Raw genomic sequence first — 14,723 nt, 5'->3', positions numbered from 1 at the left:
CCCCGGCATACTGGCCACCCCGGCGTACTGGCCACCCCGGCGTACTGGCCACCCCGGCATACTGATCGGATGAGTGATCAGAAGGAGATCTTGCGCCGCTATCTCGAGGCGGGCTTCGAGGCCCTGCGCTGGAAGATCGACGGGTTGGACGACTACCACGTGCGTCGACCGTTGGTCCCCACCGGCACCAACCTCCTCGGGCTCGCGAAGCATCTCTCCTACGTCACGGCCGGATACTTCGGGCCGGTCTTCGACCGCGTCTCGGAGGTGCCGCTGGATCCCGGCGACGAGCCCAACGCCGACATGTGGGCCACCGCGGAGGAGTCCCGGGCAGAGATCCTGGCCCGACTCGACGCGGCCGCCGCCGAAGCAATGGCGACCATCGATTCCCTCGACCTGGACGCGCCCGGCCGGGTGTCGTGGTGGGGAGATCACGGTGCCGTCACGCTGCACCAGATCCTGGTGCACATGATCGCCGAACTGCACCGCCACGTCGGGCACGCGGACATCATCCGCGAACTCATCGACGGAGCCGCCGGCGTGCGGCCCGGTAGTACCAACCTGCCCGGCGACTCCGAGGGCGCCGACGCCGCGTGGTGGGTGGCCCATCACGCGCAGGTGCAGGCCACCGCTGACCGGTTCCGGTAGCGCCCGGTCCTAGGGTTGTGCCATGGCTGACCCGTCGTCGTACCGACCCGCAGCCGGATCGATCCCCACCGAGCCCGGCGTCTACCGGTTCTCCGACGCATCGGGCCGGGTCATCTATGTGGGCAAGGCGAAGAACCTCCGCTCCCGACTGTCGTCGTACTTCGCCGACCTGGCCAGCCTGCATCCCCGGACCGCGACCATGGTCACCAGCGCTGCCGGCGTCGACTGGACCGTGGTCAACACCGAGGTCGAGGCGCTGCAGTTGGAGTACTCCTGGATCAAGGAGTTCGACCCGCGCTTCAACGTCAAGTACCGCGACGACAAGTCCTATCCCTGGCTCGCCGTCACCCTCTCCGACGAGTTCCCGCGGGTGATGGTGGGCCGGGGCGCGAAACGGAAGGGCACCCGCTACTTCGGCCCCTACAGCCATGCGTGGGCGATCCGGGAGACCGTCGACCTGCTGCTCCGGGTGTTCCCGATGCGCTCGTGCAGCAACGGCGTCTTCAAGCGCGCCGAGCAGACCGGCCGCCCCTGCCTGCTCGGCTACATCGACAAATGCGCCGCCCCCTGCGTCGGCCAGGTCAGCGCCGAGGAGCACCGCGAGATCGTCGACGACTTCTGCGACTTCATGGCTGGACGCACCGCCGGCTTCACCAAACGCCTCGAAGGCCAGATGTACGCCGCCTCGCAGGCGCTCGACTTCGAGCGCGCCGCCAGGTTGCGCGACGACCTGGCGGCGCTGGCCAAGGCCAGCGAGAAGCAGGCCGTGGTGCTGGCCGACGGCACCGACGCCGACGTGGTGGCCCTGGCCGAGGACCCGCTGGAGGTCGGCGTGCAGGTCTTCCACGTCCGCGGCGGCAGGATCCGCGGCAAACGCGGCTGGGTCGCCGACCGCACCGACGACGCCGGCACCGCGGTGCTGGTGGAGCAGTTCCTGCTGCAGCTCTATGGCGAGGACCCCGAGGCCGTCCCCAAGGAGGTGCTGGTCCCGGCGCTGCCCGAGGATGTGGACGCCCTGGAGGGACTGCTCACCGAACTGCGGGGCGCCCGAGTCCGGCTCCGGGTGCCGCAACGGGGCGACAAGAGATCCCTGCTCGAGACCGTCGCCCAGAACGCCGAGCAGGCCCTGGCCCTGCACCGCACCAAACGGGCCAGCGACCTGACCATCCGCAACCAGGCTCTGGAGGAGATCCGGGACGCCCTCGAACTCGACGAGGCGCCGCTGCGGATCGAGTGCTACGACATCTCCAACCTCCAGGGCACCGAGGTGGTCGCCTCGATGGTGGTCTTCGAGGACGGGTTGGCACGCAAGGGGGAGTACCGCCGGTTCGTGATCCGCGGCGCCGACGGGGACCCGGGCCAGAACGACGTCGCCGCCATGCACGAGGTGATCAGTCGACGGTTCCGACGCCTCCTCGACGACCGCGCCGCCACCGGGGACGTCACCCCCGGCGCCACCTCCGACGAGGGCCCGATGCTGGTCGACCCGGACACCGGGAAGCCGCGCAAGTTCGCCTACGCGCCCGGCCTCGTCGTCGTCGACGGCGGCGCCCCCCAGGTGGCCGCCGCCCAGCGGGCCCTGGACGAGCTCGGTATCGACGACATCGCCATCTGCGGCCTCGCCAAGCGGCTCGAGGAGGTCTGGCTCTCCCCGGCGACCGGTCGGGCCGACGATCCGGTCATCCTGCCCCGGACCAGCGAGGGCCTCTACCTGCTGCAGCGGATCCGTGACGAGGCGCACCGGTTCGCGATCGGGCATCACCGGCAGCGCCGCACCCGGTCGATGGTGGAGAGCCTCCTCGACGACGTACCCGGCCTCGGAGAGATCCGCCGCAAGGCCCTACTCCGCCACTTCGGGTCGGTGCGCAAGCTGCGCGCCGCCACCGTCGAGGAGATCGCCTCCGTGCCCGGCATCGGAGCGCGCACCGCCGCCGCCATCGCCGCCGCGGTGCACAATGACGCAGACGCACCGACGACACAGGAGGGCCAGTGAACGAGGAAGCAACCAGTGGCGAGCTCGTCGTCGTCACCGGGATGACCGGAGCCGGCCGCAGCACCGCCGCCAAGGAACTCGAGGACCTCGGCTTCTACGTGGTCGACAACCTGCCGCCCACGCTGCTGCGCGACGTGGTCCGACTCGTCGACGACTCGCGTGGCCCCCAGCAACCCATCGCCGTCGTCGTCGACGTGAGATCCGGTTCCTTCTTCGACACCCTGCGCGCCAACCTCGCCTACGGGGTCACCGGACGGCGCAGCACCCTGGTCTTCCTCGACGCCACCGACGACGTCCTGGTGCGTCGTCAGGAGGCCGCCCGTCGTCCGCACCCCCTGCAGGGCAGCGGCAGGCTCCTGGACGGACTCCGCCGGGAGCGCGAGGTGCTCGCCTCGCTGCGCAGCAACGCCGACCTGGTCATCGACACCACCAACAAGAACGTGCACCAGCTCACCGATCGGATCGCCGACGCCTTCGGCACCCCCGAAGCGGTCCGGCTGAAGGTGACCGTGGTCAGCTTCGGGTTCAAGTACGGCATCCCGATCGACGCCGACCTGGTCGCCGACATGCGCTTCCTGCCCAACCCGCACTGGGTGCCCGAACTCCGGGAGCGGACCGGTCTCGACCCCGACGTCGCCGACTACGTGAAGGATCGAGACGCGGCCGTCGCCTTCCTCGACCAGTACCTGGCGGTCGTCGAGACCGTCGCCGAGGGCTACCTGGCCGAGGGCAAACGCTTCGCCACGATCGCCATCGGCTGCACCGGCGGCAAGCACCGGTCGGTGGCGATGACCGAGGAGATCGCGCAACGACTCGTCGACCACGGCTACGACGCCCGCCCGGCCCACCGGGACCTCGGACGGGAGTGAGGGGTTGCCGACCCTAGACCCGCTGGTCGACGAGAGCCTGGCCGACGTCGCGGTCGTCGCCCTGGGCGGTGGCCACGGCCTGCACGCCTCACTCGCCGCGCTGCGACACGTCGTACGCGACCTGACCGCGGTGGTCACCGTGGCCGACAACGGCGGCTCCAGCGGCCGACTGCGCCGCGAGTTCGACGTGCTGCCCCCCGGTGACCTGCGGATGGCGCTGGCGGCCCTCTGCGGCGACGACGAGTGGGGACAGACCTGGGCCCGAGTGCTGCAACACCGCTTCGACGGGACGGGGGAGATGAGCGGCCACGTGGTCGGCAACCTGCTCATCGTCGGCCTCTGGGAGTTGCTCGGCGACGCCGTCGAGGGCCTCGCCTGGGTGGCCCGACTGCTCGGTGCCCAGGGTCGGGTGCTGCCGATGGCCAGTTCGCCGATGGACATCACCGCAGTCGTCGCCGGGCTGGACCCCGACCACCCCGAGGCGGTCGCCACGGTCGCCGGACAGGCGGAGGTCGCGGCCACCGAGGGTGACGTGCTGGGCATCGAACTGGTGCCAGCGGGGGTGACCGCCTGCCCGGAGGCGGTCACGGCCGTCCGGGAGGCCGACTGGGTGGTCCTCGGCCCGGGGTCCTGGTACACCTCGGTGATCCCGCACCTGGTGGTGCCCGGACTCCGCGAGGCGATCCGGGAGACATCGGCCCGGGTGATGGTGGTGCTCAACCTGGATGCCCAGCCCGGCGAGACGCACGGCTTCGCGCCGGAGGACCACCTGGCCGCGCTCCTCGACCACGCCCCCGGCCTCACCTTGGACACCGTGCTCGCCGACCCCGCCAACGTGACCGACGTCTCCCGACTCCAGCGGGCGGCGCAGGCGTGCGGTGCCACCCTGATCCTCGCCGACATCCGCCGCGACGACGGCAGCCCGCGGCACGACCCGATGAAGTTGGCGCGCGCGTTCGCAGCGGTGATACGGGGAGGACGAGTCGGTTGACGGGCATGGGAGGATCTGCGGCATGGCGATGACGGCACAGGTGAAGGCGGAACTGGCCAGCACCCAGGTCACCAAGGCATGTTGCCGCAAGTCCGAGGTCGCCTCGATGCTGCGCTTCGCCGGTGGACTGCACATTGTGAGCGGCCGGGTGGTGGTCGAGGCAGAACTCGACACCGGGGCGGCGGCGCGACGACTCCGGCGGGACATCGCCGAGATCTACGGGCACGGCTCCGATGTCGTGATGGTGCAGGGCAACGGACTGAAGAAGGGCAGCCGCTACCTGGTGCGAGTAGCCCGGGAGGGCGAGGCACTGGCCCGCCAGACCGGACTGCTGGACCAGCGCGGCCGCCCCGTCCGCGGACTGCCGCCGCAGGTGGTGTCCGGGGGTGGCTGTGACGCGGTGGCGGCGTGGCGTGGCGCCTTCCTGGCGCACGGGTCGCTGACCGAGCCGGGACGCTCCTCCTCGTTGGAGGTGACCTGCCCCGGCCCCGAGGCCGCGCTGGCCCTGGTCGGTGTGGCCCGACGCCTGGGCATCGCCGCCAAGGCCCGCGAGGTGCGCGGCATCGACCGGGTGGTCATCCGCGACGGCGACGCCATCGGCGCGCTGCTCACCCGTCTCGGCGCGCACGAGACGCTGATGGCCTGGGAGGAGCGGCGAATGCGTCGCGAGGTCCGAGCCACGGCCAACCGGTTGGCCAACTTCGACGACGCCAACCTGCGCCGCTCGGCCCGCGCAGCGGTGGCCGCCGGCGCGCGGGTGGAACGGGCGCTGGAGATCCTCGGTGACGAGGTGCCCGACCACCTGCAGTTGGCCGGTCGCCTGCGACTGGAGCACAAGCAGGCGTCGCTGGAGGAGTTGGGCCAGTTGCACGAGCCGGCGCTGACCAAGGACGCGATCGCCGGCCGGATCCGCCGACTGCTCGCGATGGCGGACAAGCGTGCCCACGACCAGGGCATCCCGGACACCGAGGCCTCGCTGAGCCAGGACCTCCTCGACGACGCCTGAGGGTGAAGTTACCGGGACGTACCGCGGATGGTCGGTTGGTCACTCCCCGGGTGGGCTATAGGGTTTTGCTGCGCGTGAGGAACATCACAACCGAGCGCGCCCGCACCCTCCCGCACACCACTCAGGAGACCTCGTGACCGTTCGTGTAGGCATCAACGGATTCGGCCGGATCGGCCGCAACTTCTTCCGCGCCGTCCGCGCCAGTGGCGCAGACATCGAGATCGTGGCGGTGAACGACCTCACCGACAACGCCTCGCTGGCGCACCTGTTGAAGTTCGACTCGATCCTCGGGCGCCTCGACGCCGACGTCAGAGCCACCGAGGACGCGATCCTGGTCGGCGACCAGTCGGTGCGGGCCTTCGCGGAGCGGGACCCGGCCAAGCTGCCCTGGGCCGCCGAGGGTGTCGACGTGGTCATCGAGTCCACCGGCTTCTTCACCGACGCCACCAAGGCGCGCGCCCACGTGGACGGCGGTGGTGCCCGCAAGGTCATCATCTCCGCCCCGGCCAGCAACGAGGACGTCACCGTGGTGATGGGCGTCAACCACGACGACTACGACCCCGCCGCCCACACCGTCATCTCGAACGCCTCCTGCACCACCAACTGCCTGGCGCCGATGGCCAAGGCCCTGCACGACGGACTCGGCATCGAGCGTGGCCTGATGACCACCGTGCACGCCTACACCGCCGACCAGAACCTCCAGGACAACATCCACAGCGACCCGCGCCGGGCCCGCGCCGCGGCGCTGAACGTCGTCCCCACCTCCACCGGCGCGGCCAAGGCGATCGGCCTGGTGCTTCCCGAACTCAAGGGCAAGCTCGACGGCTACGCGCTGCGGGTGCCGGTGCCGACCGGGTCGGCCACCGACCTGACCTTCGCCGCCTCCCGAGACACCTCCATCGAGGAGGTCAACGACCTCGTCCGGGCCGCCGCCGAGGGGCCGATGGCCGGCTACCTGCGCTACTCCACCGACCCGATCGTCTCCTCCGACATCGTCACCGACCCCGCCTCCTGCATCTTCGACGCGCCGTTGACCAAGGTGCTGGGCAACCAGGTCAAGGTGGTCGGCTGGTACGACAACGAGTGGGGCTACTCCAACCGCCTCGCGGACCTCGTCGTGCACCTCGGCGCCAGCCTGTAGATTGCGCCCGCACAGTCGACCTGAGAGGAAGCAGTCGTGTCCGACATCGCATCACTGGGAGAGCTGAGCGGCAAGCGGGTCCTGGTCCGCTCCGACCTCAACGTGCCGCTGGACGGTCCGGCCGAGGCTCGGGTGATCACCGATGACGGTCGGATCCGCGCCAGCGCCCCGACCATCGCCGCGCTGGCCGGCGCCGGGGCCAAGGTGCTGGTCACCGCTCACCTCGGGCGGCCCCGCGGAGCGCACGACCCGGCCCTGTCGCTGGCCCCGGTGGCAGCCAGACTCGGTGAGCTGATCGAGGCGCCGGTGTCGTTCGTCCCGGACACCGTCGGGCCGCAGGCGCAGCAGGCCGTCGCCGCACTCGGTGACGGTGAGGTGCTGGTGCTCGAGAACATCCGCTTCAACGCCGCCGAGACGTCCAAGGACGATGCGGAGCGGGGCGCCTTCGCCACCGAACTGGCGTCGCTGGCCGACGCGTTCGTCTCCGACGGCTTCGGGGTGGTGCACCGCAAGCAGGCGTCGGTGTACGACGTGGCGCAGCGGCTGCCGCACGCGATGGGCGCCCTGGTGGCCACCGAGATCGAGGTGCTGCGGCGCCTCACCGAGACCCCTGAGCGTCCCTACGTGGTGGTGCTCGGCGGTTCCAAGGTCTCCGACAAGCTCGGCGTCATCGAGAACCTGCTCGCCAAGGCCGACCGGTTGCTGATCGGCGGCGGCATGGTCTTCACCTTCCTGCGGGCCCAGGGCCATGAGGTCGGCACCAGCCTGCTCGAGGCCGACCAGCTCGACACCTGCCGCGACTACCTGGCCCGGGCCGCGGAGACCGGCGTACAGATCCTGCTGCCGACCGACGTGGTCGTCGACACCGCCTTCCCCGGGGGTGGTCGGGCGACCAGCCCGTCCGTCGTACCGGCCGACCAGATCCCCGCCGACGCGATGGGGCTGGACATCGGCCCGGACTCGGCGAAGGCCTTCGCCGAGGCGCTCGCCGACGCCCGGACGGTCTTCTGGAACGGGCCGATGGGCGTCTTCGAGGTCGACGAGTTCGCCGGCGGCACCCGTGCCGTCGCGCATGCCCTCACCGGGATCGACGGGCTGTCCGTCGTCGGCGGCGGAGACTCGGCGGCGGCCGTGCGGCGCCTCGGATTCGCCGAGGACGCGTTCGGACACATCTCCACCGGCGGCGGAGCGTCGCTGGAGTACCTCGAGGGCAAGGAACTGCCCGGCATCGCCGTGCTCGAGTCCTGACCCTCACCCACCTGACCGAAGGGAACCTGCGAGTGTCCACCACACGTGTGCCGCTGATGGCCGGCAACTGGAAGATGAACCTGAACCACGCCGAGGCGGTGGTGCTGGTGCAGAAGCTCGCCTGGACCCTGTCGGACAAGAAGCACGACTACAAGCGGGTCGAGGTGGTGGTGCTGCCGCCGTACACGGACCTGCGCTCGGTGCAGACACTGGTGGACGGGGACAACCTGTCCATCCGCTACGGCGCCCAGGACGTGTCGGTGCACGACGCCGGCGCCTACACCGGGGAGATCGCCGCCTCGATGCTCGCCAAGCTCGGTTGCAGCTACGTGGTGGTGGGGCACTCGGAACGGCGCGAGTACCACGCGGAGACCGACGAGGTCGTGAACGCGAAGGCGGCCAAGGTGCTCGCCGCCGCGATGACCCCCATCGTCTGTGTCGGGGAGGGCCTGGAGATCCGGCAGGCCGGCGACCAGGTGGCCTACACGCTCGCCCAGGTGGACGGGTCGCTGGCCGGGTTCTCCGCCGACCAGATCGCCTCGCTGGTGATCGCCTATGAGCCGGTGTGGGCGATCGGCACCGGCGAAGTGGCGACTCCCGCCGACGCCCAGGAGGTGTGCGCCGCGATCCGGGACCGGATCCGGGAGGTGCACGGCGACGCCGCGGCCGACGGCGTACGCGTCCTCTACGGCGGCTCGGTCAAGGCGGCCAACATCGCCTCGATCATGGCGGAGAAGGATGTGGACGGCGCCCTGGTGGGCGGCGCCAGCCTCACCCACGACGAGTTCGGTGGCGTCTGCCGGTACTACGACATGCCGATGCTCTGAGCATTGTGCCCGTGCCGTAGCATCTGACCTCGTGATTCTCGCGCTCACCATCTTGCTGATGGTCACCAGTGGTCTGCTCATCCTGCTCGTGCTTCTGCACAAGGGGCGGGGCGGCGGACTGTCCGACATGTTCGGCGGTGGTGTGTCCAGTTCGCTGGGCGGTTCCTCGGTCGCGGAACGCAACCTCGACCGGTTCACGATCGGCATCGGGATCATCTGGTTCGCGTGCATCATCGCGCTCGGATTGCTGATGGCCTACCAGAGCTGAGGCTCACCACACAAGACGTCGTTCGGGGGAACGCACTCGAAAGGAAGAGCCGTGGCAGGTGCAGGGAACGCCATCCGTGGCAGCCGGGTCGGTTCCGGTCCGATGGGGGAGGCCGAGCGGGGTGAGGCGGCTCCACGCAAGTCGATCACCTACTTCTGCTCACACGACCACCGCTCGGTGGTGACGCTGTCCGTGGATGCCGAACCGCCCGAGCACTGGGACTGCCCCAAGTGTGGGTTGCCGGCCAGCATGGACGCGCAGAACCCGCCGGCGGCGCCCAAGAACGAGCCCTACAAGACACACCTGGCCTATGTGAAGGAGCGCCGCTCCGACGACGAGGCCCGGGACATCCTCGACGAGGCGATCGCCACGCTCCGCAGCCGCCGGAAGTCCGGCGACATCATCTTCTGACCGATCGGCCCTCCGATGCCGCACCCGCTGATGTTCTCCGCCGACGATCCGTTGCTGGAGCGGCTGCGCCGGATCTGTCTGGCGCTGCCCGGAGTGGTCGAGCACGTCAGCCACGGGCGGGCGGTTTTCAAGGTCAAGAAGCTCTTCGTCGTCTACGGCGGGGGCGTCAAGGTCAGCCCCGGCGTGCATGAGCAGCACGAGGAGTCGATGCTGTTCCTGCCCGACCCGGCGGAGGCGCCGGCGCTGCGCGAGGATCCGCGGGTGTTCCTGCCCGCCTACTACGGACCCAGCGGCTGGCTGGGCATCGACCTGCCCGACCCCGGGGCCCCGGCAGCGGCCTGGGACGAGATCGCCGAGCTCATCGAGACGTCGTACCGACTCACGGCGCCGAAGCGGCTGCTGCGCGACCTCGACGGCTGAGGGTGGCAATGGCCCGGGTGCGGCGCGGGCGCCGGTAGCGTGGAGGGGTGAGATCCCGCGATGCCACGCCGCCCGCCGACTACCGGGTGGGTGGCTACCAGTTGCTGTCCCGCATCGGTGAGGGTGGCATGGGGGTGGTGCACCTGGCCCGTGCCGAGGATGGCGAACGGGTGGCGCTGAAGGTGCTGCGACCGCACGTGGTCGGTGATGACGAGGCACGGGAACGGCTGGCCCGCGAGGTCAAGTCGCTGAGCCGGGTCAGGTCGCCGCGGGTCGCCGAGATCATCGACGCCGACCCGTGGGGACCGGTGCCGTTCGTGGCCACCCGCTATGTGCCGGGACGCTCCCTACACGACGAGATCAAGGAGGCGGGACCGCTGTCGCCCGCCGAGCTGCGCGGGTTCGCCCGCGGTCTGGTGGAGGCGCTTGCGGCCGTCCATGCCGTCGGTGTCACCCATCGCGACATCAAACCGTCGAACGTGCTCATCGAGGACGGCGAGCCGGTGCTGATCGACTTCGGGCTGGCCAGGGTGGCCGACGACGCCACGGTGACCCAGACCGGGTGGCTGCTCGGCACCCCCGGCTATCTGGCCCCCGAGATCCTCTACGGCGACCCAGCGACCGCCGCCTCCGACGTGCACTCGCTGGCCGCCACCCTCGCGTACGCCGGGACGGGGCGGTCCCCGTTCGGCAGCGGACCGTCGGCGGCGGTGATGGATCGGGTCCGCCGCGGGGAGCACGACCTCTCCGGGATGCCCGAGGAGTTGCGCCGGATCGTGCACGCCTGCCTCGACCCGGAGCCGTCGCGACGTCCGACCCTGGCGATGGTGGGGGGCTGGCTGGCCGAGGACCCGGACGAGGACCCGGACGAGGACGCGAGCGGGTCGACGCGGCTGTTGCAGGCATCGGAGCCATGGCGGTCAGCACCGGTGCGGTGGCCGGTGCGGGTCCGGGCCGGGCTGCTGTTGTGTGCGCTCGCGGTGACCCTGGGCGTCGGTGTCGCGGTGGCCCCGTACCCGGCCGCGATCGCGGTGGTGGCCGTCGTCTGGCTGGTCCGGGCGCTGCACTCCGACGGCGAGGCTGCAGCCGCGTTGCGCCGGCTGCGCGGTCGGCGCTGGTACGACGGTCCGCGGGCACTGCTGGTCTTCCCCTGGCACACGCTGCGGGCGCTGCCCGGCGCCGCCGTCCTGGTGTTGTGGGCTGCCGGCATCGGGCTGGCGGTGCTGCTGCCGTCCCTGTACTTCGGCCTCGACGCTGCAGTGCACGGCGCCGGGGGAGTGAGGCCGGGACCGGTGAGCCTGGCGCTGAGCGCCACCGCGGCGATGCTGGCGCTGTGGGTCGGGCCGGGGTCGGACCGGGTGCGTCGTCCCCTGGGTGGGGCGGCCAGGACCCTCTCCCGGGCACCCTGGCCGTGGTTCGTCAGCTCCCTGCTGTTGTTGGTCGCCGCCGGTCTCAGCGCCTGGTTGGCGATGTCCGGCGGCTCCCTGTGGTGGCCTGCCGACGATCCCCCCTTCACCCGCGGCACCTTCCCCCGCACCCTCCTCCCCTGACGAAATGGGGTTTGTGGCCGGCCGAGGTGGGGGTTGTGGCCGCGCGGGGTGGGGTTTGTGGCCGCGCGAGGTGGGGGTTGTGGCCGCGCGAGGAGCTCAGCAGCCGGGCGGAAGAGAGGTGAAGTCGGGCTCGCGACCTTCGGCGAAGGCGGTCAGTGCCTCGATGTTGGCGGGTCCGCCCATCAACTCGGCGAAGCAGGCGTTCTCACGCTCGCGCGCGGCGGCGATCTGGTCACGCAGCGCGGCGGTGATGGTGCTCTTCACCGCGACCAGGCTGGAGATGGGTCGGGCTGCCAGGACCCGCGCCTGACGGGTCGCCTCGGGCAGCAGGTCGTCGGGGTCACAGACCTGCCTCACCAACCCGATCTCGCGCGCTTCGTTCGCGTCGATCCACTCCGAGCTCAGCAGCATCCAGGAGGCGTTCTGGCGGCCGAGCAGCAGCGGGAAGAGCAAGCTCGAGGCGGCCTCGGGTGCCACCCCGAGACTAGTGAAGGGGCACTTGAGTCGAGCGCTGGTCGAGATCAGCGCGAGGTCGGCGAAGCCGAGGATCGTCGCACCGATGCCGAGTCCGAGGCCGTTCACGGCGATGACCAGCGGTTTCGGGAAGTCCACCAGGGCGTCGAGCAGGCCGACGAATCCATGCTTGCCGGGGACGAAGTTCGGATCGGTGGTGCGGGCGTGCATCTCGGCCAGGTCGGTGCCTGCGCTGAACGCCCGGCCAGCGCCGGTCAGCAGCACCACAGCCACCTCCGGGTCCTCGGCCGCAGCCAGCAACGCTTCGGCGGTGGCGTCGTACAACTCCTCGTTGAAGGCGTTGAGCGCCGCCGGTCGGTTCAGGGTCAGGGTCCGCACGCGCTCGGCATCATCGATCAGCAGGTTCACCCGACCAGAATAGAACAGGTTCTAAGTATGCTGGAGGTGGATCCGCGGCTCAGTCGTCGGACGCCCTCGCCATCATTCGTCGTCCATGTCACAATGGCCGGGTGCAGCACGGCATCTGGAGCATTATTCGCTAGCGCGTCAGTTCTGACTGACGCGCCGACCTCTCGTGACCCGAGAGGTTTTTTTGTGCCCCGGACCCCCGACGACGAAACGAGATGGGCGACATGGAGTTCCACGTCTACGACACGACACTGCGAGACGGTGCGCAACAGGAGGGTTTGAACCTCTCGGTGGCGGACAAGCTGTCCATCGCGCGTCACCTCGACGGGTTGGGTGTGGGCTTCATCGAGGGCGGCTGGCCCGGGGCCAACCCCAAGGACACCGAGTTCTTCCGCCGCGCCCGTGAGGAGCTCGACCTCCGGCACGCCCAGCTCGCCGCCTTCGGTTCGACCCGCCGGGCAGGCGTTGCTGCCGCCGACGACCCGATGGTGGCGGCCCTACGTGACTCCGGGGCGCCGGTGGTGACCCTGGTCGCGAAGTCCCACGACCGGCACGTGGAGCTGGCGCTGCGGACCACGCTGGAGGAGAACCTCGCCATGGTCCGCGACACGGTCGGACACCTGCGTGCCGAGGGGCAGCGGGTGTTCCTCGATGCGGAGCACTTCTTCGACGGGTACCGCGGGAACCGTGCCTACGCCCTGGAGGTGCTGCGCACGGCATCCGAGGCGGGCGCCGAGGTGATCGCGCTCTGCGACACCAACGGCGGCATGCTGCCCGACTGGGTCGCCGATGTCGTCAATGACGTGGTCGAGTCGACCGGCGTACAGATCGGTATCCACTGTCACAATGACACCGGGTGTGCTGTCGCCAACACCCTGGCCGCCGTCGACGCGGGCGCCATGCACGTGCAGGGCACCGTGAACGGGTACGGCGAGCGGACCGGCAACGCGGACCTGATCACCGTGGTCGCCAACCTGCAGCTCAAGCTGGACCGGCAGGTGCTTCCCACGGGTCTGCTGGCCGAGTCCACCCGGATCGCGCACGCGATCGCTGAGGTCACCAACGTGCCGCCGGTCTCCCGCCAGCCGTACGTCGGCACCTCGGCGTTCGCGCACAAGGCCGGGTTGCACGCCTCGGCGATCAAGGTCGACCCGAACCTGTACCAGCACATGGACCCGGCCGGGGTCGGCAACGACATGAGGTTGCTGGTCTCGGACATGGCCGGCCGTGCCTCGATCGAGTTGAAGGGACGCGAGCTCGGCTACGACCTCTCCGACGACAAGGAACTCGTCTCCCGGGTCACCGAGCGGGTCAAGGTCCTGGAGAACCGGGGCTACACGTTCGAGGCGGCCGATGCTTCGTTCGAGTTGCTGCTGATCGAGGAGGTCGAGGGGGCGCGCCCGTCGTACTTCGAAGTCGAGTCGTGGCGAGTGATCACCGACTCCCAGCCCGGCGATGAGGCCCTGTCCGAGGCGACCGTGAAGCTGCGTGCCGGTGGTGCTCGGCTCGTGGTCACCGGCGAGGGTAATGGGCCGGTGAACGCGCTCGACCATGCGCTGCGGTCGGCGATGGGGCAGGCGTATCCCGAGGTGGCCAAGTTCGAGCTCATCGACTACAAGGTCCGGATCGTCGATCAGGGCCATGGCACCGATGCGATCACGCGAGTGCTGATCGAGACGTCGGACGGTGTCTCCTCGTGGGTGACTGTCGGTGTGGGACACAACGTGATCGAGGCCTCGTGGGGTGCCCTGATCGATGGCATCACCTTCGGATTGTGGCGACAGAAGGCGCGTTCGGAATAGATCCGGGCACGGGATCGCTGAAGATGGTTGAACCTTCTATCACCTACCCTTCAGGAGTCCCGATGTCCAACGCCCGCCTCGTCGTTCTGGTCGGTAGCCTGCGTACCGGCTCGATCAACCGTCGCCTCGCCGATGGCATCGTCGCGGAGGCGCCCGACGGCGTCGACGTCCACGTCGCCAGCGACCTCGAGCAGTTGCCGTTCTACAACGAGGACCTCGACGGAACCGGTGTCCCGGCCAGCGCCGCGGAGTTGCGTAGCCTGGTTGCAGAGGCCGACGGCATCGTCGTGGTCACCCCCGAGTACAACGGCACCATGCCCGCCGTGATCAACAACGCGATCGACTGGATCTCCCGCCCGTACGGCGCCGGTGCGATCGTGGCCAAGCCGCTGGCCGCCGTGGGCACCACGCCCACCCCGTACGGCGGCAAGTGGGCGCACGAGCACACCCGGCACTCGGCGCGGATCGCGGGCGCGGCGGTGCTCGACGACGTACTCCTCTCTGAGCCGCACGGCTCCGAGGAGACGCTCGCTGACCCGGCGTTCCGGTCTCGGGTGCGCGAGGTCATCGACGCTGTGGTGAGCGCCGCTTCCGTCGCTGCCTGAGGGCAGGGTTGGTGGCCGGCCACAAACCCCACCTCGGCCGGCCACAAACCCCATCTCGCGTG

At 70.2% G+C, this 14,723-nt stretch carries 15 protein-coding genes; 14 read left to right on the top strand and 1 reads right to left on the bottom strand.

What is annotated here, in order from left to right:
- Positions 1-69 precede the first annotated feature (69 nt).
- The 12 genes from JKG67_RS03400 (at position 70) to JKG67_RS03345 (ending at position 11,372) form a co-directional block, all read left to right on the top strand.
- A complete protein-coding gene (locus JKG67_RS03400) occupies positions 70-648 on the top strand; it encodes a DinB family protein (protein WP_203335810.1) in 579 nt (192 codons plus the stop codon).
- 22 nt (positions 649-670) lie between these two features.
- Positions 671-2,641, top strand: a complete 1,971-nt coding sequence (uvrC, locus tag JKG67_RS03395; RefSeq protein WP_203335809.1) for an excinuclease ABC subunit UvrC — start codon at positions 671-673, stop codon at positions 2,639-2,641.
- Positions 2,642-2,682: 41 nt separating this feature from the next.
- Positions 2,683-3,510 carry an RNase adapter RapZ gene (gene rapZ, locus JKG67_RS03390; protein ID WP_238997949.1) on the top strand — a complete coding sequence of 276 codons (828 nt, stop codon included), beginning with the start codon at positions 2,683-2,685 and terminating at the stop codon, positions 3,508-3,510.
- A gap of 4 nt (positions 3,511-3,514) precedes the next feature.
- Complete coding sequence (locus JKG67_RS03385; protein ID WP_203335807.1) at positions 3,515-4,501, top strand: gluconeogenesis factor YvcK family protein; 987 nt, start codon at positions 3,515-3,517, stop codon at positions 4,499-4,501.
- A 22-nt stretch (positions 4,502-4,523) separates the two neighbouring features.
- Positions 4,524-5,507 (top strand): DNA-binding protein WhiA, encoded by a 984-nt coding sequence (whiA, locus tag JKG67_RS03380; RefSeq protein ID WP_203335806.1) that lies wholly within the window; start codon positions 4,524-4,526, stop codon positions 5,505-5,507.
- 133 nt (positions 5,508-5,640) lie between these two features.
- Positions 5,641-6,648 (top strand): type I glyceraldehyde-3-phosphate dehydrogenase, encoded by a 1,008-nt coding sequence (gene gap, locus JKG67_RS03375; protein WP_203335805.1) that lies wholly within the window; start codon positions 5,641-5,643, stop codon positions 6,646-6,648.
- A gap of 36 nt (positions 6,649-6,684) precedes the next feature.
- Positions 6,685-7,896 carry a phosphoglycerate kinase gene (locus tag JKG67_RS03370; RefSeq protein ID WP_203335804.1) on the top strand — a complete coding sequence of 404 codons (1,212 nt, stop codon included), beginning with the start codon at positions 6,685-6,687 and terminating at the stop codon, positions 7,894-7,896.
- Between the two features lie 56 nt (positions 7,897-7,952).
- Positions 7,953-8,723, top strand: a complete 771-nt coding sequence (gene tpiA, locus JKG67_RS03365) for a triose-phosphate isomerase (protein WP_238997947.1) — start codon at positions 7,953-7,955, stop codon at positions 8,721-8,723.
- A 31-nt stretch (positions 8,724-8,754) separates the two neighbouring features.
- Positions 8,755-8,991, top strand: a complete 237-nt coding sequence (gene secG, locus JKG67_RS03360; RefSeq protein ID WP_203335802.1) for a preprotein translocase subunit SecG — start codon at positions 8,755-8,757, stop codon at positions 8,989-8,991.
- 51 nt (positions 8,992-9,042) lie between these two features.
- Positions 9,043-9,402 (top strand): RNA polymerase-binding protein RbpA, encoded by a 360-nt coding sequence (locus JKG67_RS03355; protein WP_203335801.1) that lies wholly within the window; start codon positions 9,043-9,045, stop codon positions 9,400-9,402.
- Positions 9,403-9,417: 15 nt separating this feature from the next.
- On the top strand, positions 9,418-9,822 hold the full coding sequence (locus JKG67_RS03350) for an MmcQ/YjbR family DNA-binding protein (RefSeq protein WP_203335800.1): 405 nt from the start codon (positions 9,418-9,420) through the stop codon (positions 9,820-9,822).
- Between the two features lie 47 nt (positions 9,823-9,869).
- Entirely contained in the window at positions 9,870-11,372 is a 1,503-nt protein-coding gene (locus tag JKG67_RS03345; RefSeq protein WP_203335799.1) for a serine/threonine-protein kinase, read from the top strand.
- A gap of 96 nt (positions 11,373-11,468) precedes the next feature.
- Here JKG67_RS03345 and JKG67_RS03340 read toward each other — a convergent pair whose 3' ends face one another.
- A complete protein-coding gene (locus tag JKG67_RS03340; RefSeq protein WP_203335798.1) occupies positions 11,469-12,254 on the bottom strand; it encodes an enoyl-CoA hydratase/isomerase family protein in 786 nt (261 codons plus the stop codon).
- A gap of 224 nt (positions 12,255-12,478) precedes the next feature.
- Between JKG67_RS03340 and cimA the strand changes: the two genes are divergently transcribed.
- Both cimA and JKG67_RS03330 read left to right on the top strand, forming a co-directional pair.
- Positions 12,479-14,056: a citramalate synthase gene (gene cimA / locus JKG67_RS03335; RefSeq protein ID WP_203335797.1), complete on the top strand. Its 1,578-nt coding sequence runs from the start codon at positions 12,479-12,481 to the stop codon at positions 14,054-14,056.
- Positions 14,057-14,118: 62 nt separating this feature from the next.
- Positions 14,119-14,661 (top strand): NAD(P)H-dependent oxidoreductase, encoded by a 543-nt coding sequence (locus JKG67_RS03330; RefSeq protein WP_203335796.1) that lies wholly within the window; start codon positions 14,119-14,121, stop codon positions 14,659-14,661.
- The last annotated feature ends 62 nt before the right edge of the window (positions 14,662-14,723 follow it).

Source organism: Nocardioides limicola (assembly GCF_016827675.1).
Classification (GTDB): domain Bacteria; phylum Actinomycetota; class Actinomycetes; order Propionibacteriales; family Nocardioidaceae; genus Nocardioides; species Nocardioides limicola.
This window is presented reverse-complemented; position numbering and strand designations above follow the sequence as displayed.